This window comes from Candidatus Dechloromonas phosphoritropha (genome assembly GCA_016722705.1).
In the GTDB taxonomy this organism is placed as follows: Bacteria; Pseudomonadota; Gammaproteobacteria; order Burkholderiales; family Rhodocyclaceae; genus Azonexus; species Azonexus phosphoritrophus.
Window position 1 is genome coordinate 580,186 of sequence record JADKGN010000004.1, and the last position, 20,098, is coordinate 600,283.

15 protein-coding genes and 1 pseudogene are annotated in these 20,098 nt (G+C 63.5%); 8 read left to right on the forward strand and 8 right to left on the reverse strand.

Translation table 11 applies throughout. The annotated features are described in order from the left end of the window. The first annotated feature begins 84 nt into the window (after positions 1–84). From IPP03_08360 to IPP03_08385, 6 genes are all read left to right on the forward strand, one after another. Positions 85–2,064: a PAS domain S-box protein gene (locus IPP03_08360; GenBank protein ID MBL0352659.1), complete on the forward strand. Its 1,980-nt coding sequence runs from the start codon at positions 85–87 to the stop codon at positions 2,062–2,064. Then, a complete protein-coding gene (locus IPP03_08365; protein MBL0352660.1) occupies positions 2,061–2,663 on the forward strand; it encodes a response regulator transcription factor in 603 nt (200 codons plus the stop codon). Before IPP03_08360 ends, IPP03_08365 begins: the two co-directional genes overlap by 4 nt. 105 nt (positions 2,664–2,768) lie before the next feature. Beyond that, a complete protein-coding gene (gene trxA, locus IPP03_08370; protein ID MBL0352661.1) occupies positions 2,769–3,095 on the forward strand; it encodes a thioredoxin TrxA in 327 nt (108 codons plus the stop codon). Positions 3,096–3,254: 159 nt separating this feature from the next. Continuing rightward, positions 3,255–4,514, forward strand: coding sequence for a transcription termination factor Rho (gene rho / locus IPP03_08375; GenBank protein ID MBL0352662.1), 1,260 nt, complete (start codon positions 3,255–3,257; stop codon positions 4,512–4,514). Between the two features lie 97 nt (positions 4,515–4,611). Next, a complete protein-coding gene (rpmE, locus tag IPP03_08380; GenBank protein MBL0352663.1) occupies positions 4,612–4,836 on the forward strand; it encodes a 50S ribosomal protein L31 in 225 nt (74 codons plus the stop codon). A 72-nt stretch (positions 4,837–4,908) separates the two neighbouring features. Then, positions 4,909–6,531 (forward strand): glycosyltransferase family 39 protein, encoded by a 1,623-nt coding sequence (locus IPP03_08385; protein ID MBL0352664.1) that lies wholly within the window; start codon positions 4,909–4,911, stop codon positions 6,529–6,531. Between the two features lie 34 nt (positions 6,532–6,565). On the opposite strand, the gene orn is transcribed toward IPP03_08385, so the two are convergent. Further along, positions 6,566–7,111 (reverse strand): oligoribonuclease, encoded by a 546-nt coding sequence (gene orn, locus IPP03_08390; GenBank protein MBL0352665.1) that lies wholly within the window; start codon positions 7,109–7,111, stop codon positions 6,566–6,568. A 56-nt stretch (positions 7,112–7,167) separates the two neighbouring features. Between orn and IPP03_08395 the strand changes: the two genes are divergently transcribed. Both IPP03_08395 and rsgA read left to right on the forward strand, forming a co-directional pair. Then, the gene (locus IPP03_08395) at positions 7,168–8,421 is read left to right on the forward strand and encodes a M48 family metallopeptidase (protein ID MBL0352666.1); all 1,254 of its coding nucleotides are present in this window, start codon (positions 7,168–7,170) and stop codon (positions 8,419–8,421) included. Next, entirely contained in the window at positions 8,421–9,287 is an 867-nt protein-coding gene (gene rsgA / locus IPP03_08400) for a ribosome small subunit-dependent GTPase A (protein MBL0352667.1), read from the forward strand. Before IPP03_08395 ends, rsgA begins: the two co-directional genes overlap by 1 nt. A 61-nt stretch (positions 9,288–9,348) precedes the next feature. Here the strand turns inward: rsgA and IPP03_08405 are convergent, their stop codons facing one another. The 7 genes and pseudogenes from IPP03_08405 to IPP03_08435 form a co-directional block, all read right to left on the reverse strand. After that, positions 9,349–9,522: an NAD(P)/FAD-dependent oxidoreductase gene (locus IPP03_08405; GenBank protein ID MBL0352668.1), complete on the reverse strand. Its 174-nt coding sequence runs from the start codon at positions 9,520–9,522 to the stop codon at positions 9,349–9,351. 1 nt (position 9,523) lies between these two features. Beyond that, positions 9,524–10,585, reverse strand: a pseudogene (locus IPP03_08410) (TIGR03862 family flavoprotein). After that, the gene (locus IPP03_08415; protein MBL0352669.1) at positions 10,585–11,556 is read right to left on the reverse strand and encodes a transglutaminase family protein; all 972 of its coding nucleotides are present in this window, start codon (positions 11,554–11,556) and stop codon (positions 10,585–10,587) included. Before IPP03_08415 ends, IPP03_08410 begins: the two are co-directional and overlap by 1 nt. 2 nt (positions 11,557–11,558) lie before the next feature. Continuing rightward, positions 11,559–14,078 (reverse strand): circularly permuted type 2 ATP-grasp protein, encoded by a 2,520-nt coding sequence (locus IPP03_08420; GenBank protein ID MBL0352670.1) that lies wholly within the window; start codon positions 14,076–14,078, stop codon positions 11,559–11,561. Between the two features lie 79 nt (positions 14,079–14,157). After that, positions 14,158–17,505, reverse strand: coding sequence for a transglutaminase family protein (locus IPP03_08425; GenBank protein MBL0352671.1), 3,348 nt, complete (start codon positions 17,503–17,505; stop codon positions 14,158–14,160). A gap of 18 nt (positions 17,506–17,523) precedes the next feature. Then, positions 17,524–18,471 (reverse strand): alpha-E domain-containing protein, encoded by a 948-nt coding sequence (locus tag IPP03_08430; protein MBL0352672.1) that lies wholly within the window; start codon positions 18,469–18,471, stop codon positions 17,524–17,526. Between the two features lie 2 nt (positions 18,472–18,473). After that, positions 18,474–19,886, reverse strand: coding sequence for a circularly permuted type 2 ATP-grasp protein (locus IPP03_08435; protein MBL0352673.1), 1,413 nt, complete (start codon positions 19,884–19,886; stop codon positions 18,474–18,476). Positions 19,887–20,098 lie beyond the last annotated feature (212 nt).

Genomic DNA, 20,098 nt, shown 5'->3' on the forward strand with positions numbered 1-20,098 from the left:
GGTCCTTGGGGCATTGTGGATATCCGTATTGTGGTTTTCCACAATCCGCGAACCGGCCGGAGACGGCTGGTTTAACATCCCTCCATGCTTTCGCTCCCGCCCCCCGTCAGCGCCCGCCGCCTGCGCTGGATTTTCGCCCTGCCCAAGCTGGGCGTCGTGCTGCTGCTGGCTGCAGTCGTTTCGCTGCTCTGGCTGCTGCACCAGAACGACATCGAGGAAGAACGTGCCAGCCTGATCAAGGACGTGCTGTGGCTGGAACAGAACCTGCGCTTTCACCTCGCCAACAATGAGGAGCAGTTCCAGCAACTGGCCCAGGATCTCGGCCCCCAGGGTGACCGTCAGCATCTTTTCCGGCTTCGCGCCAACCACATGCTGAAGAACAACCCGGATATCGCGCAGATCGTCTGGTTCGACGCCAAACGCCAGGTAATCGATGTCCTGCCGGGGGCACTGCCGGCCGACAGCGAACTGGAAGCCTTCGGGCCGCCGGTGACGCAGAAGGCTTTCGAACTGGCCAGCCACCTCAACAAGCGGGTCTACAGCGAACCCTTCTTCCTGCGTGGCAACGTCGCCCATTTCGCGCTCGCCGTGCCGGTCTTCGCTGAACGCAAGCTGACCGGCATGCTGGTCGTCAGCTATTCGATCAACGCCATGCTCGGCAATCTCGTACCTTGGTGGTTTGCCGAGAAATACCGGGTGGTCGTCATCGACGACAACGACGTCCAGTTCGCCGCCAAATCGAATATCGAAGGCACCCCGAACCTTTCCTACGAACTGCCCTTCGAGCCGCCGGGCTACGGGCTGATCATCCGCGTCACCAGCTACCAGAGCCCCGGCAATCCGCTGCAGCGCCTGCTCGCCGCCGCTATCCTGATCCTCGCCAGCGGCATCTTCTGGAGCCTGTGGATCGTCCGCGACCTTATGAAAAAGCGCGCGCTGACCGAGGAAGCACTGCGTACCGAACATGCCTTGCGCTCGGCAATGGAGGACTCGCTGACGATCGGCATGCGGGCGCGTGACCTGGACGGCAGGATCATCTACGTCAATCCGGCACTTTGCCGGATGACCGGCTACGCGAGCGAAGAACTGGTCGGCCGCAGCCCGCCGATGCCTTACTGGGTGCCTGAACAATACGAAGAAACGATGGCCATGCATCAGGTCGTGATGGCCGGCGAAGCGCCACCGGACGGCTTCGAGATCACCTTCCGGCGCAAGGATGGCGAGCATTTCCAGGCGCTGGTCTATGAGGCGCCGCTGATCGACAGCAACGGCCGGCAAACCGGCTGGATGGCCTCGGTACTGGACGTCACCGAGCGGCGGCGCGCCGAGGAACTGGCCCGCCAGCAACAGGAACAATTGCAGTTCACCTCGCGCCTGGTGACCATGGGTGAAATGGCGTCGACCCTGGCGCACGAGTTGAACCAGCCGCTGGCGGCGATTGCCAGCTACAACACCGGCTGCCTCAACCTGCTGGCAAACAAGACGGTCGACTGCGCGGATATTCGCGAGGCGCTCGAAAAACTCGGCGTCCAGGCCCAGCGCGCCGGGCGCATCATTCGCCGCGTGCATGATTTCGTGAGGAAGAGCGAGCCAAAGCGCGCCCCCTGCGCGCTGCGCGAGGTCGTCGACGATTGCGTCGGCTTCGTCGAGGCCGAGATGCGCAAGCACCGGGTGCGTATCGAAAACACGCGGCTGGCGCTGCCGCCGGTGCTGGCCGACCGCCTGATGCTCGAACAGGTCCTGCTCAACCTGATCCGCAACGGCGTCGAAGCGATGAGCGCGACGCCCGAGAACATGCGGGTGTTGCGCATCTCCGCAATTGCCGGCGACGGCGAGGTCATCGTCAGCGTTGCCGACAACGGCTGCGGCATCGCGCCGGAAGTCCGCGAGAAGCTATTCACCGCATTCTTTTCGACCAAGCCGGAGGGCATGGGGGTCGGGCTGTCGATCTGCCGCTCGATTATCGAATTCCACCGTGGCCGCCTGTGGGCGGAAGATAATCCGCGATCGCCGACCGGAGCGGGTACGATATTCAAATTCACCCTGCCGCTGGAATCCGCATGAGCCTACCGCAAGCCCATCTCGTTGACGACGATGAAGCAATCCGCGATGCGCTGGCCTGGCTACTGAAATCGCGCGGCATACCATGCACGACCCACGACTGCGCGGAAGCCTTTCTCGCCGCGTGGACGCCGAAGCTCGCCGGCTGCGTGATTCTCGACATGCGCATGCCGGGGATGAGCGGCCTCGACTGCTTCGATATGCTGCGCGAGCGCCAGTCGGCGCTGCCGGTGATCTTCCTGACCGGTCATGGCGACGTGCCGCTGGCGGTGACGACGCTAAAAAAGGGCGCCTTCGATTTCTTCGAAAAGCCGTTCAACGACAACGACCTGGCGACGAGCGTCCGCGAAGCGATGGATCTCGATGCCCGGCAACGCGCGGCGAGCGCCACGGTCGACTCGGTAAACTCGCGGCTTTCCACCCTGACGACCCGCGAACGGCAGATCATGGAACATGTTCTGCTCGGCAAATTCAACAAGATCATCGCCGATGAACTGAACATCAGCATGCGCACCGTCGAGGTTCATCGCGCCAACCTGTTTGACAAGATGAAGGTAAAAACCGCAGTCGAACTGGCCAATTTGCTCAAACCCAAGCACTGACCCTTCCCTTGCCTGCGCTTTTTCGCTAGCATCTGGCGAATTCACCAGTGCCGTTTTCGGCACCCGACTTTTTTACTGGCATTCTGCCATTCGACGAGGCAATACATGAGCGAGCATATCCATTACGTTACCGATGACACCTTCGAAACCGAGGTGCTGCAGTCGCAGCAGCCGGTTCTGGTGGATTACTGGGCCGAATGGTGCGGACCCTGCAAGATGATTTCACCCATCCTCGACGACATCGCCAGGCAATACGCCGGCAAGCTCAAGGTGGCCAAGGTCAATATCGACGACAATCAGGCGACGCCGGCCAAGTTCGGCATTCGCGGCATCCCGACGCTGATGCTCTTCAAGAACGGCAATGTCGAAGCGACCAAGGTCGGCGCTCTGTCGAAGTCGCAACTCGCCGCCTTTATTGACAGCAACCTGTAATCTCCGTATCGTCCTCGCCTGAAGGCCTGTTTCGCGCCTTCAGGCAGACGCAGCATCGGCTGAAGCCGGCGTCGATCTCCCCCCATCCAAAGCACCCCACAGCGCCATCCGGCCACCGGCATTCGCCCGGCCCATCGCAGGTGCCACAACTACCCACATATGCAACTCTCCGAACTCAAGACCTTACACGTCAGCAAACTGCTCGACATGGCCACCGAACTCGTCATCGAGAACGCCAATCGCATGCGCAAGCAGGAACTGATCTACGCGATCCTGAAAGCCCGCGCCCGGAACGGCGACACGATCTACGGCGACGGCACGCTCGAAGTGCTGCAGGACGGCTTCGGCTTCCTTCGCTCGTCCGACACTTCCTACCTCGCCAACCCGGATGACATCTACGTTTCACCGTCGCAGATCCGGCGTTTCAACCTGCGTACCGGCGATACCATCGAGGGCGAGATCCGAACGCCGAAGGACGGAGAACGCTACGTCGCACTGACCAAGCTGGAATCGATCAACGGCTTCCCGCCCGAGGCGAACAAGCACAAGATCATGTTCGAGAACCTGACGCCGCTGCACCCGACACGCATGCTGTGTCTCGAGCGCGACATCAAGGCCGACGAAAACATTACCAGCCGCGTCATCGACATGATCGCCCCGGTCGGCGCCGGGCAGCGCGGCCTGATCGTCTCGCCGCCAAAAACCGGCAAGACGGTGATGCTGCAAAACATCGCCCATGCCCTCACCGCCAATCACCCTGACGTCGTACTGATCGTGCTGCTGATCGACGAACGCCCGGAAGAAGTCACCGAAATGACCCGCACCGTCAAGGGCGAGGTCGTTGCCTCGACCTTCGACGAACCGGCCACGCGCCACGTTGCGGTTGCCGAAATGGTCATCGAGAAGGCCAAGCGCCTGGTCGAGCACAAGAAAGATGTCGTCATCCTGCTCGACTCGATCACCCGCCTCGCCCGCGCCTACAACACCGTGCAGCCGGCCTCAGGCAAGGTACTGACCGGCGGCGTCGACGCCAACGCGCTGCAAAAGCCGAAGCGCTTCTTCGGCGCCGCGCGCAACATCGAGGAAGGCGGCTCGCTGACCATTCTCGCCACCGCGCTGATCGACACCGGCTCGCGCATGGACGAAGTGATCTATGAAGAGTTCAAGGGTACCGGCAACGCCGAAATTCACCTCGACCGCCGCATGGCCGAGAAGCGGATGTATCCGGCAATCAACGTCAACCGCTCCGGCACCCGCCGTGAGGAACTGCTGCTCAAGCCGGACGTGCTGTCGAAGATGTGGGTGCTGCGCAAGCTGTGCTACCCGATGGACGACCTCGCTGCCATGGAATTCCTGCTCGACAAGGTCAAGTCGACCAAGGGCAATGCCGAGTTTTTTGACGCCATGCGCCGCGGCTGAGCTTCGAATTCGTCTTGCAAGCGCGTGATTTTTCGAGGATAATTTCGCGATTTCCAGGTCGGCCAAAACCGCCGGTCGCGCAACGAAAGGACACCAAATGAAAGCCGATATCCACCCCGCCTACAATGAAATCCAGTTTGCTTGCTCGTGCGGCAATGCCTTCTCGACCCGCTCGACGACGAAAAAAGCGATTCATGTCGAGGTCTGCTCGCAATGCCATCCGTTCTACACCGGCAAGCAGAAGATCGTCGATACCGCAGGCCGCGTCGAGAAATTCAACCAGAAGTTCGGCGCCCTGCGCGGTAGCAAAGCCGCCGCCTGATCGGCATGCGTCAAGACAGGAAGGGCAGCCAGCGGGCTGCCTTTTTCTTTTTTGGAACATATTCTTTCGCCCATGGCTAATTTCGCAACCCTGCTCCGTCGCGGCATCCGTCTGCCCCCGGCCGGCTGGGCCCTGGCTGCGATGCTCGCGTTCTACGTCCTGGCCGGACTCTTCGGCCGCGACCCGTGGAAGGGTGAGGATGCGATCCACATTGGCTCCGCCTGGAACATGCTCCACTACGGCGACTGGCTCTCGCCCGACCTCGCCGGACGCCCTTTCCACGAGCCTCCGCTGTACTACTGGACCGGCGCCCTGACCGGCAAGGCGCTCGGCTGGCTCTTGCCCATGCACGAAGCGATACGCCTCGCCAGCGGCGTCTGGGTTACGCTGGCGCTGGTCGGGATCTACTATGCCGGGCGCGAACTCTACGGACAGGAAAGCGCCGCCGCCAGCCCGCTCCTGCTCGCCGGTTGTGTCGGCCTGCTGATCCATGCCCACGATGCGCAGCCCATGTTGATAGCGGTCGCCGCCTACGGCAGCGCCATCGGCGCGCTAGCCGCACTGAGCCGCCGGCCGTGGCGGGCGGGGACTTTCTACGGTCTCGCCGTCGCCGCTTGCCTGCTCGGTACCGGGATTGCCCCGACCCTGCCGTTGCTGGCGATCGCACCGCTTGCCTGGTGGCTGGCGGCAGACCGCCGGCTGGCGCTGCGCGCCCTTGCTTTCGGTCTCGGACTTGCCCTGATCCTGATCCTGCCCTGGCCGCTCCTGCTGCTCGCCCTCGAACCCTCGCGCTTCCATGGCTGGCTGAACACCGAACTGGTGCCGCTACGGACGCCGTTCTCGTTTTTCGGGGCCGGCCACTTCCTGTCACTGTTGCCCTGGTTTGCCTTCCCTGTGCTGCCGCTCGCGGCCTGGTCGTTGTGGACCAGGCGCCAGGCACTGACGGCGACACCGCAGTTGCTGCCGCTGGCCTTCCTGCTCCTGACCGTGCTGATGCTCGCGCTCGCCTTCCGGCCGCGCGATATCCCCGCCCTGCTGATGCTGCCGCCGCTGGCCCTGCTCGCCACGCCGGGGGCCCTGACCTTGCGCCGCGGCGCGGCCAGCGCGTTCGACTGGTTCTCGATGATGACCCTCAGCTTCTTCATTGCCCTGCTCTGGCTGGCGTGGTCGGCCATGGCGCTCGGCTGGCCGCAGCGCCTGGCCACCCGGGTGGTTGTGCTGCGCCCGGGGTTCGTCGGGAATTTCGAACTGGCCGCGTTCACCATCGGGGTGCTGGCCACGATCTGGTGGATCTGGCTGATCTTTACCGCGCCGCGCTCGCCCTACCGCAGCCTTACCCACTGGACGCTGGGGTTCACCACGCTGTGGCTGATGGCGACGTCGCTGATCCTGCCCTGGTTCGACTACGGCAAGAGCTATCGTCCGGTGGCCGAAGCCATTGCCAGCGCACTTCCAGCCGACCATGGCTGCCTGGCCGAACGCGGCCTCGGCGACGCGCAGCGTGCGTCACTCGCCTATTTTATCGGCATCGAGCCGAATGCGGCGAACTCGGCCGCCGGCAGGGAATGCAACTGGCTGCTGGTCGCGGGCAGCAACAGCAAGGAACTTGCTGCTCCGAACGGCACGTGGACCCGGGTCTGGCAAGGGAACCGTCCCGGTGAACACAAGGAAAAATTCCGCCTCTACCGGCGTTGACCCCGGCATGTTTCCGGTCGGTCGCGCTCGGCGCTCAGCCTTTGAGAAAATGCTCGCGGTAATACCTGAGTTCGTCGATCGACTCGTGGATATCGGCCAGCGCCGTATGCCGCCCCTTCTTCCTGAATCCCTTGTAGACTTCCGGCTGCCAGCGCTTGCACAGTTCCTTCAGGGTGCTGACGTCGAGGTTGCGGTAATGGAAAAAGGCTTCCAGCGTCGGCATGTGGCGGGCCATGAAGCGGCGGTCCTGACCGATCGAGTTGCCGCACATCGGCGAATGGCCCTTCGCGGAGTATTTCTTGAGGAACTCCAGCGCAAGCAATTCGACCGCTGCCTCGTCCAGCACCGACGCCTTGACCCTGTCGATCAGTCCCGAGCGGCCGTGCGTCTTCTGGTTCCATTCGTCCATGGCGGCCAGCGCTGCATCTTCCTGATGGAAGGCCCAGGATGGCGACTCGGCCACCAGTTCCAGTTCGGAATTGGTCACCACCATCGCCATTTCGATGATCCGGTCGCTGTCGGGATCGAGGCCGGTCATCTCCATATCCAGCCAGACGAGGTTGTTTGCGTTGCCTGTCATATAATTGCCCGAGACCTTGAAGACCGACATTTTCTCATAGCTTCGCAACCAGTTCCGTGAGCACCAACTTGACCTTCCTGTTTCTTGCAGCTTTTGCCCTGACGCTCGCCGGCCGCCTGTGGCTGACGCTGCGCCAGATCCGTTTCGTCGCCGCCCACCGTGGCGCCGTTCCGGACGATTTCGCCGAACGCATTTCACTCGCCGCCCATCAAAAAGCAGCCGATTACACGGTCGACCGCAACAAACTGGCGATTCTGACCACACTGGTCGACGCCGCGCTGCTCATGGCCCTGACGCTCGCTGGCGGACTCGCCTGGCTGCACGATTTCTGGAGCGCCCGCCTCGTCGGCCTGCCCTACGGTCTGGCGCTGATCTTCAGCGTGATGCTCATTTCAGCGCTGATCGACCTGCCCTTCGCGCTCTACCGCCAGTTCGTCATCGAAGCTCGCTACGGCTTCAACCGCATGAGCCTCGGCCTCTTCGTTGGCGACCTGGCCAAGCAAACCCTGCTCGGCATCGTCATCGGCGCCCCCGTGATCCTCGCCGTACTCTGGCTGATGGGCGCCATGGGCAGCGCCTGGTGGTTCTCGGTCTGGCTCTTCTGGTGCGCCTTCAACCTGCTGATCCTGTTCATCTACCCGACCTGGATCGCGCCGCTGTTCAACAAGTTCGCACCGCTCGAAGAGGGCGAGATGAAGTCGCGCATCGAGGCGCTGCTGACGCGCTGCGACTTTACCTCGTCCGGCCTCTTCGTCATGGACGGCTCGAAGCGCTCGAGCCACGGCAATGCCTATTTCACCGGCTTCGGCGACAACAAGCGCATCGTCTTCTTCGACACCCTGCTCGCGCGCCTTGCACCGCAGGAGATCGAAGCCGTGCTGGCCCACGAACTCGGGCATTTCCGGCGCCGCCATGTCGTCAAGCGCATCGTTTTCATGTTCGCCGCCGCCCTCGGCTTTCTCTGGCTGCTCGGCCAGCTGATCGACGCGCCGTGGTTCTACGCCGGCCTTGGCGTGCCGGCCCGAAGCACGGCGCTGGCCCTGATCCTGTTCTTCCTCGTCATTCCAGTATTCACCTTCCCGCTCAGCCCGCTGCTCAGCCGCCTGTCGCGCCAGCACGAATTCGAGGCCGACGCCTACGCCGCCGAACATACGGCTGCCGCCGACCTCGGCCGGGCACTGGTCAAGCTCTACGAGGACAACGCGACGACGCTGACCCCCGACCCGCTGCATTCGCTGTTCTACGATTCGCACCCGCCGGCCGCAGCACGCATCGCCCGACTGGCCCAAGCACAGGCAGTTGCCCGTTGATGCACGGCCGCGTCGTCGCCGCCCACGGCCGCCAGTACGTCGTCGAACTCGACAACGGCACGTTGTTGCCTTGCTTCCCACGCGGCAAGCGCAGCGATATCTCCTGCGGCGACCGCGTCGACGTCCAGCGCACCTCGGATGACCAGGGGGTGATCGAAGCCATCCAGCCGCGCACCAGCCTGCTCTACCGCTCGAATGTAGTCAGGCAGAAGCTGATTGCCGCCAACGTTGACCAGATCGTCATCGTCGTCGCCACCGAGCCGGCTTTTTCCGACGAACTGGTGACGCGCGCCCTGCTCGCCGCCGAGAGCGAGGAAATCGAGCCGCTGATCGTCCTCAACAAGTGCGACCTGAGCGAACGGGTTCCAGCCGCCCGTGCCCAGCTTGCGGTCTTCGCCACCCTCGGCTATCGCGTCGTCGAACTCTCGGCCCGCGACCACGCCGAGGACCTGCGCCCCGAACTGCACGGCTACACCAGCGTGCTGGTCGGCCAGTCAGGCATGGGCAAGTCGACGCTGGTCAATGCGCTGGTGCCGGAAGCCCAGGCCGCGACGCGCGAGATTTCGGCGGCGCTCGATTCCGGCAAGCACACGACGACGCACGCGACGCTCTACCACCTCGACCCCGACAGCGCACTGATCGATTCGCCGGGTCTGCAGGAATTCGGCCTCGGCCACCTCGACCGCCAGGAGATCGAATACGCTTTCCGCGAATTCCGCCCCTATCTCGGCAAGTGCCGCTTCCGTGACTGCCACCACAACCGCGAGCCCGACTGCGCCTTGATCGCCGCGGTCGACGCCGGAAACATCGACAAAAGGCGTTTCGCCATCTACCACCGTATCATGGGCACGCCGCGCGCCGATTGATCCGCTCTGCACCGAGGCTCAGGATATTTCCGCCAGCCGGTCTCGCGCGCCGCGCCCGGCGCTATGGCCGGTGGCGAAGCAGGCGGTCAGCAGATAACCACCCGTCGGCGCCTCCAAATCGACCATCGCCGGCACAGAAGACACCCGGCAGGTCGCGCAGCATCAGCTTTTCGTCCAGCCCTTCAAACCTGACGCCACCTGCCGTGCTGATCGCTTCGTCGATCGGTCGCGGCACCTTAACAGGTAAACGAAAATCCTTGATCGCCGCCGCCACAAGGTCTGTTGCACCCCAAGGGTACTTTATGTCCCCGGCGCTGCCGGGGGCGGTATCCCTTGCGGACCTGCCGGGCGCGGTCAACGTCGAAATTGGCAGAAATTCGTGCAGCAGCCCGGCCTTGACCCTCGATCCCGGCCCGCCGGCGCAGGTGGTTGGCCAGCGAATCGTGGCCGCGCGGCCGCGCGAGGTCAGCGCACAGGCGTTCCAGCGTGCGCCCCGGCGCCAGATCAAGATGCAGCACGGCGCTACCATCCTGCATCAGCGCATCGCGCAACGGGGCCGCCAGCGCATAGAGCAGCCCGCCCTCGATACCGCCCGCCGTGATCGTGAATTCGCCCGGCAGGCGCCGCCCGCCCACTGAACCAACCACCGATTTGACCGACTGACCAGCGAAACGCGTACTGAAATGCGCGCTCCATCCGACGTCGAAGCCGCAATTTGCCGGCTTCAGCGGCGCAACGGAAATCCCGCGTTCACGCAGCAGCGGCAATCAGGTGCCATCGGAACCTAACTTGGCCCAACTGCCCCCGCCCAGCGCCAGAATCACCGCGTCCGCCGCAAACTGTATTTCGCCCGTCGGCGTCGCAAAGCGTAAGGCGCCCTCGGCAGCCCAGCCCAGCCAGCGATGGCGCACGTGAAAATGCACGCCCTGTCCGCGCAGGCGCTGCAGCCAGACGCGCAACAGTGGCGCCGCCTTCATCTCCACCGGAAAAACGCGGTCCGACGAACCAACGAAAGTCGCGATGCCCAACCCGGCGATCCATTCGCGCAAAGCCTGGGGGCCGAAAGCTTCGAGCAGGTGGCCGAGTACTTGCTGGCGCTCGCCGTAGCGGCCGATGAGATCGGCCAGCGGCTCGGCATGAGTGATGTTCATACCGCCCTTGCCAGCCATCAGGAACTTGCGACCGAACGACGGCATGGCATCGAAAATATCCACTTTCAGGCCGTCGACCGCGCCAGCCAGTTGTTCCGCCGCCATCAACCCGGCCGGCCCGCCACCGATGATGGCGACGCTTGTCATCAGCGCTTGGCGTCCACCGGGCTGGTGATTTTTTCCGGTACGGCGTCCGCTGCCGGCGGCTCGTCCTTGTCGAGCGGTGTCACCGTCACCTCGACTTCCGGTTCAGCCCCGCGACCGCCGAGAATGATGCCGCGCAGCGGTGAGATGTCGCCGAAGTCGCGGCCGATGGCGACCGTGATGTGCTCGGTATCCGGCAGCAGGTTGTTGGTCGGATCGAAATCCACCCAGTCGTTCGCAAAGCCAGGCGCATAGACCGAGACCCAGGCGTGCGAGGCGTCGGCCCCGATCAGGCGTGGCTTGCCAGGCGGCGGCCGAGTCAGCAGGTAGCCGCTGACATAACGCGTCGCGAGGCCGAGCGCGCGCAGGCAGGCGATCATCAGGTGGGCAAAATCCTGGCAAACGCCGCGTTTGTTTTCCAGCACTTCCATAACTGGCGTCGACACCGTGGTCGCCTCCGGATCGAACTTGAATTCCCGGAATATCTTGGCCATCAGCGCCCGGGCGCCGACCAGCACCGGCGTATCGGGCGGAAAGCAGTCGGCGGCGTACTGCGCCAGTTCGTGCTTGATACGGACATGGGCGCTCTCGAACAGGAAACGCAGCGCATCGAGATCTTCCGGCCGTGGCGCCTTTGCATCGTAGGCCAGTCGGTCATGCACCCGTTCCCACGGTAGTGACTTCTCGAGATGCACCGGCAAATGCGGCCGCACGGCGATGGTCATCGCCGAGCGGATGATCAGCCCCTCATGCGGCGCGTGAAAGGCGATCCAGGTCACCGGATTGCCGAAGGCGTCCTGCCCGTCGCGCCGCCAGGTCGGCTGCGGGACGATGTCGATGCGCTGCTCCTCGACCTGCTGCCAGGGCAGGACGCGCGGCGAGAGATGCAGTTGCTGCTGCGACAGCGACACCGCGCTGCCGTATTCGTAGCGTGTCTCGTGCAGCACATGGTAGCGGATGGCCTGGCGATCCATGACTAGAGGGCCATCGTCTGCCGGCTGACATCCGACACATGCGTGAAGTAGCGCATGGCCAGCCAGTCGGAAAGCTTGACCGAGGCGGCGTCGAGTTCTTCCAGCAGGGTTGCCAGATCCTCGCACGGCGAGCAGTTGCGGCACTGGTTGAACTGCAGGTGTTCGAAGCGCCCGAGATCGAAAGCGCGCAGGCGCTTGAGCGCATCGCTCATCCGGGCGTCGCTGGATGCGCCGAGCTCGCGCATCATCCGCTCGAGGTAACGGGCCAGCACGCTGGCCTGGAAAACCACGCCGTGCGGGTTGCTGTCGTCGAAAACCAGCAGGTCGAGGACCGGCAACAGTTCCGGAAGGCGCGAATAGCGCGAACGGTAGGTAATGATTGAATCAGTCAGTTCGAGCAACCATTCGAGGCTACCCGGCCCGCGCGTCGACGGCATGCGCAGGAAATTGGCCAGCGCCTGGGCGAGGAAGGACAGCCGTTCCAGGCGGCGGCCGATGATCAGGAAACGCCAGCCGTCGTCACGCGTCATGTTGTCCATCGCAAAGCCGGTCAGCGACGAGGAGACGCCGAGCACGCGGTCGAGGAAGGCGATCGCCTCGGTCAGTGTCGGGTGGCGCTTGAGTGCCGCCTGCTGCTCGCGCTGCAGGCGGTTCAGCGAGTGCCAGTGGTCGAGCGACAGGCGCTCGCGGACATGCGTCGCCGACCACATCACCTCGCGGATCGTGCCGGCCAGGCTGCCCGGCTGCTCCGGGTCATAAATGGCCTCGAGCAGTGCGTGTTCGCTGCCCTCCTTGATCTCGCTGTCCTCCTCCGGGTCGGGCAGGATGTGCAGGCGCGTGGCCAGTTCCAGCGCCGACTCGACTGCCGACGTCTTATGCCCGGCGGCTTCGACGAGGCGGCTGAGGGCGACGCGCAACATGCGGGCGCTGTCGTCGAAACGTTCCGAGTAGCGGCCGAGCCAGAACAGGTTTTCGACAACGCGGGAAGTCAGGTTGGCCCCGGCACGCACGATTTCGCGCACGCCAAGCGAGGGCGTGAGCATCGTGAATTCGCTGACCGGGCCTTGCGCCAGCACCCACGCATCCTTGGACGAGCCGCCGCGCTGCATCGAGATGATGCGGGCGTTGGCGCCCGTCGCGACGCGCGCCAGCCCCCCCGGCATCACCGAATAGCCGTTGGGCGTCGTCACCGCGTAGGCGCGCAGGCCGACCGGACGCGCCAGCAAGCGGCGCTCATGCGAACGGCTCCAGGCCGGTGCCTGCGACAGTTCAACCATCTCCTGCGCGACATAGGCATGCGGCCGCGCCTCAATGCGCTGCAGCATCTCGGTCCGCGCCGCGCCCTCCAGTTCGTAACCGAAGACCGGGTCCATGCGCTGCGACGGGTAGGCCGGCTTGATGACGAGGTCGTCGAAATTCTCGCGCACGTAGTCGAGCGCTGGCTTTTCGCCGCACCACCAGGTCGCCACCGAAGGCATCGCCAGTTCCTCGCCCAGCAGTTTGCGGCAGATCGCCGGCAGGAAACCCATCAGCGCCCCCGAAGCGAGCATGCCGCTGCCCAACGCATTGGCAACGACGACCCGTCCGGCGCGCGCGACATTGATCAGGCCGGGAATACCGAGCGCCGAATCGCCGCGCAATTCGAGTGGATCGCAAAAGGCATCGTCCTGGCGGCGCAGGATGACATGGACGCGTTTGAGGCCGCGCAGGGTCTTGAGGAATACCGTGTCACCGCGCACCGTCAGGTCCTGACCCTCGACCAGTGGGTAGCCCAGATAGCGGGCCAGGTAGGCATGCTCGAAATAAGTTTCGTTGTACGGCCCCGGCGTCAACAGCACGACATGCGGCTGCTCGGCGCCGTCGAGCGGCGCGAGCGTCGCCAGGCCATCCTGCTGGTCGCGGAAGAAATCAGCGACATGCTGGACGTGCAGGTCACGGAACATCTCGGGGAAGACGCGCGAGACGATCAGCCGATTCTCCAGCGCATAACCGGCCCCTGAGGGCGCCTGCGTGCGGTCGGCGATGACCCACCAGCGGCCATCCGGCGAACGCGCGAGATCAACCGCGTAGTTGTGCAGCCAGACACCGCCCGGCGGCTTGATCCCCTGACATGGCCACAGGTAGCCGTGCTGGCCATAGACCAGCGCCGGTGGCAACAGGCCTTCCGACAGCAACCTCTGTTCGCCGTAAAGATCGGCCAGCATGGCGTTGAGCAGCGCAGTGCGCTGGGCCACGGCAGCGGACACCTCGGCCCATTCGTCAGGCGGGATGATCAGCGGCAGCAGATCGAGCGCCCACGGACGATCCGAGCCTTTGGGGTCGGCATAGACGTTGTAAGTAACGCCATTTTCCTGGATTCGCCGGTCGACGAATTCGAGCCGCTCCCGCATGTCATCCGGCGCCACCGAATCAAGATGGCAGAAAAATTTGCGCCAGTGCGCCCGCACCTCGCCATCGTCCGCCAACATTTCGTCGTAACGGTGGGGGCTATGCGGATAGATCGCGAGAAGGGGACGGGCCATCGAGCCTGAAAGTAAACGCGGACGGGCCGTTGCCAGTCAGAACAGCGCAGCCCGCTGACCGCGCCTGCATCTTTAGCGGTTAAAAACGCCGCAAGTCTAGCGTAAACGGGTGCTCGGCGCTGACTTCCGGCGCCGTGACTTGCATCTTGCCGGGTGTATGCCCGAAGCGGAAGAAGCGCGACAGCCGTCGCGCTTCCGCCTCGAAGGCATTGATCGGGAAGGTTTCGTAGCTGAGCCCGCCAGGGTGAGTTACATGGTACTGACAGCCACCCAGCGAACGCTGCATCCAGGTATCAACGAGGTCGAAGACCAGCGGCGCATGGACGCCGATGGTCGGATGCAGGCAGGAGGCCGGCTGCCAGGCGCGGTAACGCACGCCGGCGACGAACTCGCCGTTAGTCCCGGTGTTCTGCATGGGCACTGGCACGCCGTTGCAGGTCAGCACGTAGCGATCCGGCGCCATGCCCTTGACCTTGACCTGGACGCGCTCGACCGATGAATCGACGTAGCGCACAGCACCGCCAGCCGCCCCCTCCTCGCCCATGACATGCCAGGGCTCGAGGGCGTGGCGCAGTTCGAATTCCATACCCTTGACCGCGAAGTCGCCGTATTTCGGGAAGCGGAATTCAAAGTGCGGTGCAAACCATTCCGCCTTGAACGGGAAGCCGGCCACCTGCATTTCTTCCATGACATCACGAAAATCCTGTTTGGCATAGAAGGGCAGCATGAAGCGGTCGTGCAGTTCGGTGCCCCAACGCGTCAGGCGCTGCGGCACATACGGCTCATCCCAGAAACGTGCAACCAGCGCCCGTAGCAGCAGTTGCTGAGTCAGCGACATGCGGGCATGCGGCGGCATTTCGAAGGCGCGCAACTCGAGCAGGCCGAGGCGGCCGGTGGGACCATCGGGTGAATAGAGCTTGTCGATGCAGAACTCGGCGCGGTGCGTGTTGCCGGTGACATCGGTCAGCAGATGTCGCAGCACGCGGTCGACCACCCACGGCGCGATATGGCCGCCGACCGGCGGGATCTGGCTGAAGGCGATTTCGAGTTCGTAGAGGCTGTCGTTGCGCGCCTCATCGACGCGCGGCGCCTGGCTGGTCGGCCCGATGAAAAGACCGGAAAAGAGATAGGAAAGACTCGGGTGGTTGTGCCAGTAGGCGATCAGGCTGCGCAGCAGATCGGGACGGCGCAGGAAGGGCGAATCGTTCGGCGTCGCGCCGCCGAGAACGAAGTGATTGCCGCCGCCGGTTCCGGTATGGCGCCCGTCGACCATGAACTTCTCGCTGGTCAGACGCGAGACATGGGCGGCATCGTAGAGGTGGGTGGTCTGGTCGACCAGTTGGTCCCAGCTTTTTGCGGGGTGGACGTTCACCTCTATGACGCCTGGGTCGGGGGTGACGCGGAAGTTGGTCAGGCGCGGATCGCCCGGTGGCTCGTAGCCCTCCATGACGACCGGCATTTGCAGTTCTGCCGCGGTCGACTCGACAGCGGCGACCAATTCCAGGTAATCGTCCAGCGTCTCCGTCGGCGGCATGAAAATGTAGAGCCTGCCTTCGCGCGCTTCGGCGGACATCGCGCGGCGGCTGACCCAAGCGGCCGATTCCTTGAATTCGGGGACGGTGTCGGGCGCTTTACCGCGGCCGGAAACGGCCTCACCGCCTGCCTGCGGGCCCCCCGCTTCGGCCACGGCAGTGCCAGAAACCGGTGCCCACGCCTCAGTCTGGCGGATGATCTCGGTGTGACTGCGCAGCGCTACCGTCGCCTGGGACGGGTCAGGCGGGTTGACGTAGGGGAAATCGCTCTCCGTTACCCACGGCTGCGAATCGAGCGGCAGTCGGTAACCCATTGCCGAATCGCCAGGAAACAGGTAGCAGTGCTGTGCGCGCAGGAACCACGGGCCGCTCTCCCAGCGCCTCTGTTCGTTCTTCATGACCGGCAGTACGTGACCGATGATCTTGGTCAGGCCCTGCGTAAATATTTTCATCAGACGCGCGCGCTCGAGCGGGTCATTGATGCGCGAATCGAAGGGATCGACGTTGCTCGGCAGGCAGCGCTCGCGCCACATGTAATAGTAGATATCCTCGAAGGCCGGAAAGACATACGCGGGATCCAGCGCCAGCTTTTCGGCGACGCGCTTCATGAAACGCTCTGAGTGCTCGCTGGTCGCGCTGTAATCCTTCTTCTCGTCGGCGTAGAGATCCGGCGAACTCCAGATTGGCTCACCGTTCTTGCGCCAGAAACAGTTGAGGCTCCAGCGCGGCAGTTGCTCGCCGGGATACCACTTGCCCTGCCCGAAGTGCATCAAGCCGTTCGGGGCATATCTCTCGCGCAGACGGTGGAACAGTTCGGCCGCGAAAACGCGCTTGGTGGGGCCGAGCGCCGCAGTATTCCATTCGGCGCCATCGGGGTCGTTGACCGCGACGAAAGTCGGCTCACCACCCTGCGTCAGGCGGACGTCCATCTCTTGCAGGGTCGCGTCAATCTGGTGACCAAGGCCTTCGATCTCGACCCATTGCTCGTCCGTATAGGGTTTGGTGACACGCGGCGCTTCCCAGATGCGGGTCACCTGCATGTGGTGTCCGAAGGTAGTTTCACACTTCTCGATGTCGCCGCTGACCGGTGCAGCGGAAGCCGGCTGCGGCGTGCAGGCAAGCGGAATGTGGCCTTCACCGGCAAACAGGCCGGAAGTCGGATCGAGACCGATCCAGCCCGCGCCCGGCAGATAGACCTCGCTCCAGGCGTGGAGGTCGGTGAAATCGGCCTCTGGGCCGGAGGGGCCGTCGAGCGACTTGACGTCTGCGGTCAACTGGATCAGATAGCCCGAAACGAAGCGCGCAGCCAGACCCAGGTGGCGCAGGACCTGGACCAGCAGCCAGGCTGAGTCGCGGCATGAGCCGGTGCGTTTCTTCAGCGTTTCCTCGGGCGTCTGCACGCCCGGTTCCATGCGGATCGTGTAGCCGATGTCCTTCTGCAGGCGGGCGTTGAGCGCGACCAGAAAGTCGACGCTGCGCGTCTTTTCCAGCGAGATGCCATCGACGTACTTCTGGAACAGCGGCATCGCCGGAAGCTTGAAGAGAAACGGCGCCAGTTCGTAGCGCTCCCACGCTTCGTAGGTGAAGGGGATTTTCTCGGCATGCGGTTCGAGAAAGAAATCAAAGGGGTTGATGACCGACATCTCGGCCACCAGATCGACCTCGACGCGGAACTCGCGCGTCTTCTCGGGAAAGACCAGGCGCGCCAGATAGTTGCCCTGTGGATCCTGCTGCCAGTTGATAAAATGCTGCGTCGGGCCGACCTTCAGCGAATAAGAGAGGATACGCGTGCGCGAATGCGGGCAAGGTCGCAACCGAACCACCTGCGGCCCGAGACTGACCAGGCGGTCATAGGAATAATGGGTAACGTGATTCAGTGCAACGTGGATGGACAAGAGTGTGCTCCGTTGAAGTCAGGCCGCCTCGGCCATCGGCACCAGGAAATCCCGGCTTATGCCATCGCCCAGCATGTAAATGCGATCCATGAAGTCGGTCAGCCACTCGTGCAGGCCGTGTTCGAGAATGTCGTTGATCCGCGCGTAGTGTAGCTGGGCGTGCAGGAACCCGGCCTGGCGCAGGGTTTCTCTGGATTGGCCGTTGGCAACGAGGCCGAGGTTCTTGACCACGCCGTTCATGCAGAAATGCAGCGAACGCGGCATGTCCATGCGCAGGATCAGCAGTTCGGCGACCCGTTCGGGCGTGATGACGTCGCGGTAGGCCTTGCGATAGACCTCGAAGGCCGAGACCGAGCGCAGCAACGCGCCCCACTGGTAAAAATCGGTGGCGCCCTCGTCACCCTGCGGACGCAGAACGTGGTATTTGACGTCGAGAATGCGCGCCGTGTTGTCGGCGCGTTCGAGCAGGGTACCGAGCCGGATGAAATGATAGGCCTCGTCCTGCAGCAGGGTGCCGAGCGTGGTGCCGCGCGATAGCGAGGAGCGCATCTTGACCCAGTCGAAGAACTCGCCGATGCCGGCGTTCTTGATCTGTTCGAAGGTCCGCCCGCGGGCATCGAGCCAGGTCAGATTCATCGTCTCCCACATTTCGGCGGTGATCGTGCCGCGCACTGCGTGCGCATTTTCGCGGGCCAGGCGGAGACAGGTATGAATCGACACATGGTTGAGCGGGTCGCTGACCATGAATTTCAGCACGTTTTCGGCGTTGACCGCAGGATAACGCAGGGCAAAGTCGACTTCGAGACTGTTCAGGGCAATGACGGCATTCCAGTTCTGGTTCGCCGCTTCCAGCGATTGCGGGACGAGCGACATCTGCCAGGTCACATCGAGCAGGCGGGCCAGGCTTTCGGCCCGTTCCATGGAGCGGGCCATCCAGAACAGGTGGTCGGCGGTACGGGATAGCATGATCAGTCCTCCAGAATCCAGGTGTCTTTGGTGCCGCCACCCTGCGACGAATTGACGACCAGCGAACCCTCGGTCAGCGCGACCCGGGTCAGGCCGCCCGGCACCATGTTGACGCAGTCGCCCGATGACAGCACGAAGGGGCGCAGGTCGAGGTGGCGCGGCGCGATGCCCTCACCGACGAAGGTCGGGCAGTTGGACAGCGCCAGCGTCGGTTGGGCGATGTAGCCTTCCGGCTTGGCGATCAGCAACTGGCGGAACTGCTCGATCTGCTCCTTGGTCGCCGCCGGCCCGACCAGCATGCCGTAGCCGCCGGCACCGTGCACTTCCTTGACCACCAGTTCGGCCAGGTTGTCGAGCACGAATTTCAGGTCCTCGGGCTTGCGGCACATATAGGTCGGCACGTTGTTCAGCTTCGGTTCCTCGTCGAGATAGAAGCGGATCATGTCTGGCACGTAGGGGTAGATCGACTTGTCGTCGGCAACGCCGGTGCCGATGGCATTGGCCAGCGTGACGTTGCCTGCCTGGTAGGCGCGCAGGAGGCCTGGTACGCCGAGAGCCGAATCGGCGCGGAAAGCCAGTGGATCGAGAAAATCGTCGTCGATGCGGCGGTAGATGACATCGACGCGTTGCGGCCCCTGCGTCGTGCGCATGTATGCAACCTCGTCTTTGACGAAGAGATCGCGCCCTTCGACCAGTTCGACGCCCATCTGCTGAGCAAGGAAGGTGTGCTCGAAATAGGCGCTGTTATAGGCGCCGGGCGTCAGCACGACGACGGTCGGATTGCTGACGCCCTTGGGCGACACGGCGCGCAGCTTTTCCAGCAGCAGGTCGGGATAATGCTGGACCGGCGCCACCTTGTGCCGGGCGAACAGTTCGGGGAACAGGCGCATCATCATCTTGCGGTCTTCCAGCATGTATGAGACGCCGGACGGGACGCGCAGATTGTCTTCGAGCACATAGAACTCGCCAGCCCCGGCGCGGACGATGTCAACGCCGGCGATGTGCGCATAGATGTCGCCCGGCACATCGACGCCCTGCATGACCGGCCGGTACTGCGTGTTGCTGAGCACCTGCTCGGCGGGAATCTTGCCCGCCTTGAGGATCTCCTGATCGTGATAGACATCGTGCAGGAACATGTTCAGCGCCCTGACCCGCTGGCGCAGGCCGGACTGCATCGCCTTCCATTCGGCCGCCGGGATGATGCGCGGAATGATGTCGAAGGGAATCAGGCGTTCCTTGCCGGCTTCCTCGCCATAGACGGCGAAGGTGATGCCGACGCGATGAAAAGCGAGGTCAGCTTCGGCGCGCTTGCGGGCAATGCGTGCTGGCGGGGTGGCCTTGAGCCATTCGTCGTAGCCTTGATAATACGGGCGGACGCCATCTTTGGCGTCGATCATTTCGTTATAGAAGTTCATTTCCGACTCGTCGCTGAAGATGCTCTCGAGGCTATTTGTTCAGCAGTTTTCGTGCCACGGTTGAAATGTCAATGAAATCATCGAGCCGCAGCTTCGCCGAAGTGCGCAATGCCCCATTGCGGTGCAGGTGATTTCAAAGTGGTGCAAACATCCACAAGGGATACGGCTCAAGCCCACGCCGCCCTCACCGGCGCCAGCGATGACATAAAAAA

Excerpts from the sequence above, each read along its gene's own strand:
- IPP03_08360 (MBL0352659.1), top strand. The coding sequence starts at position 85 with ATGCTTTCGCTCCCGCCCCCCGTCAGCGCCCGCCGCCTGCGCTGGATT.
- IPP03_08365 (MBL0352660.1), top strand. The coding sequence starts at position 2,061 with ATGAGCCTACCGCAAGCCCATCTCGTTGACGACGATGAAGCAATCCGC.
- trxA (MBL0352661.1), top strand. The coding sequence starts at position 2,769 with ATGAGCGAGCATATCCATTACGTTACCGATGACACCTTCGAAACCGAG.
- rho (MBL0352662.1), top strand. The coding sequence starts at position 3,255 with ATGCAACTCTCCGAACTCAAGACCTTACACGTCAGCAAACTGCTCGAC.
- rpmE (MBL0352663.1), top strand. The coding sequence starts at position 4,612 with ATGAAAGCCGATATCCACCCCGCCTACAATGAAATCCAGTTTGCTTGC.
- IPP03_08385 (MBL0352664.1), top strand. The coding sequence starts at position 4,909 with ATGGCTAATTTCGCAACCCTGCTCCGTCGCGGCATCCGTCTGCCCCCG.
- orn (MBL0352665.1), bottom strand. The coding sequence starts at position 7,111 with ATGACAGGCAACGCAAACAACCTCGTCTGGCTGGATATGGAGATGACC.
- rsgA (MBL0352667.1), top strand. The coding sequence starts at position 8,421 with ATGCACGGCCGCGTCGTCGCCGCCCACGGCCGCCAGTACGTCGTCGAA.
- IPP03_08415 (MBL0352669.1), bottom strand. The coding sequence starts at position 11,556 with ATGGATCGCCAGGCCATCCGCTACCATGTGCTGCACGAGACACGCTAC.
- IPP03_08420 (MBL0352670.1), bottom strand. The coding sequence starts at position 14,078 with ATGGCCCGTCCCCTTCTCGCGATCTATCCGCATAGCCCCCACCGTTAC.
- IPP03_08430 (MBL0352672.1), bottom strand. The coding sequence starts at position 18,471 with ATGCTATCCCGTACCGCCGACCACCTGTTCTGGATGGCCCGCTCCATG.
- IPP03_08435 (MBL0352673.1), bottom strand. The coding sequence starts at position 19,886 with ATGAACTTCTATAACGAAATGATCGACGCCAAAGATGGCGTCCGCCCG.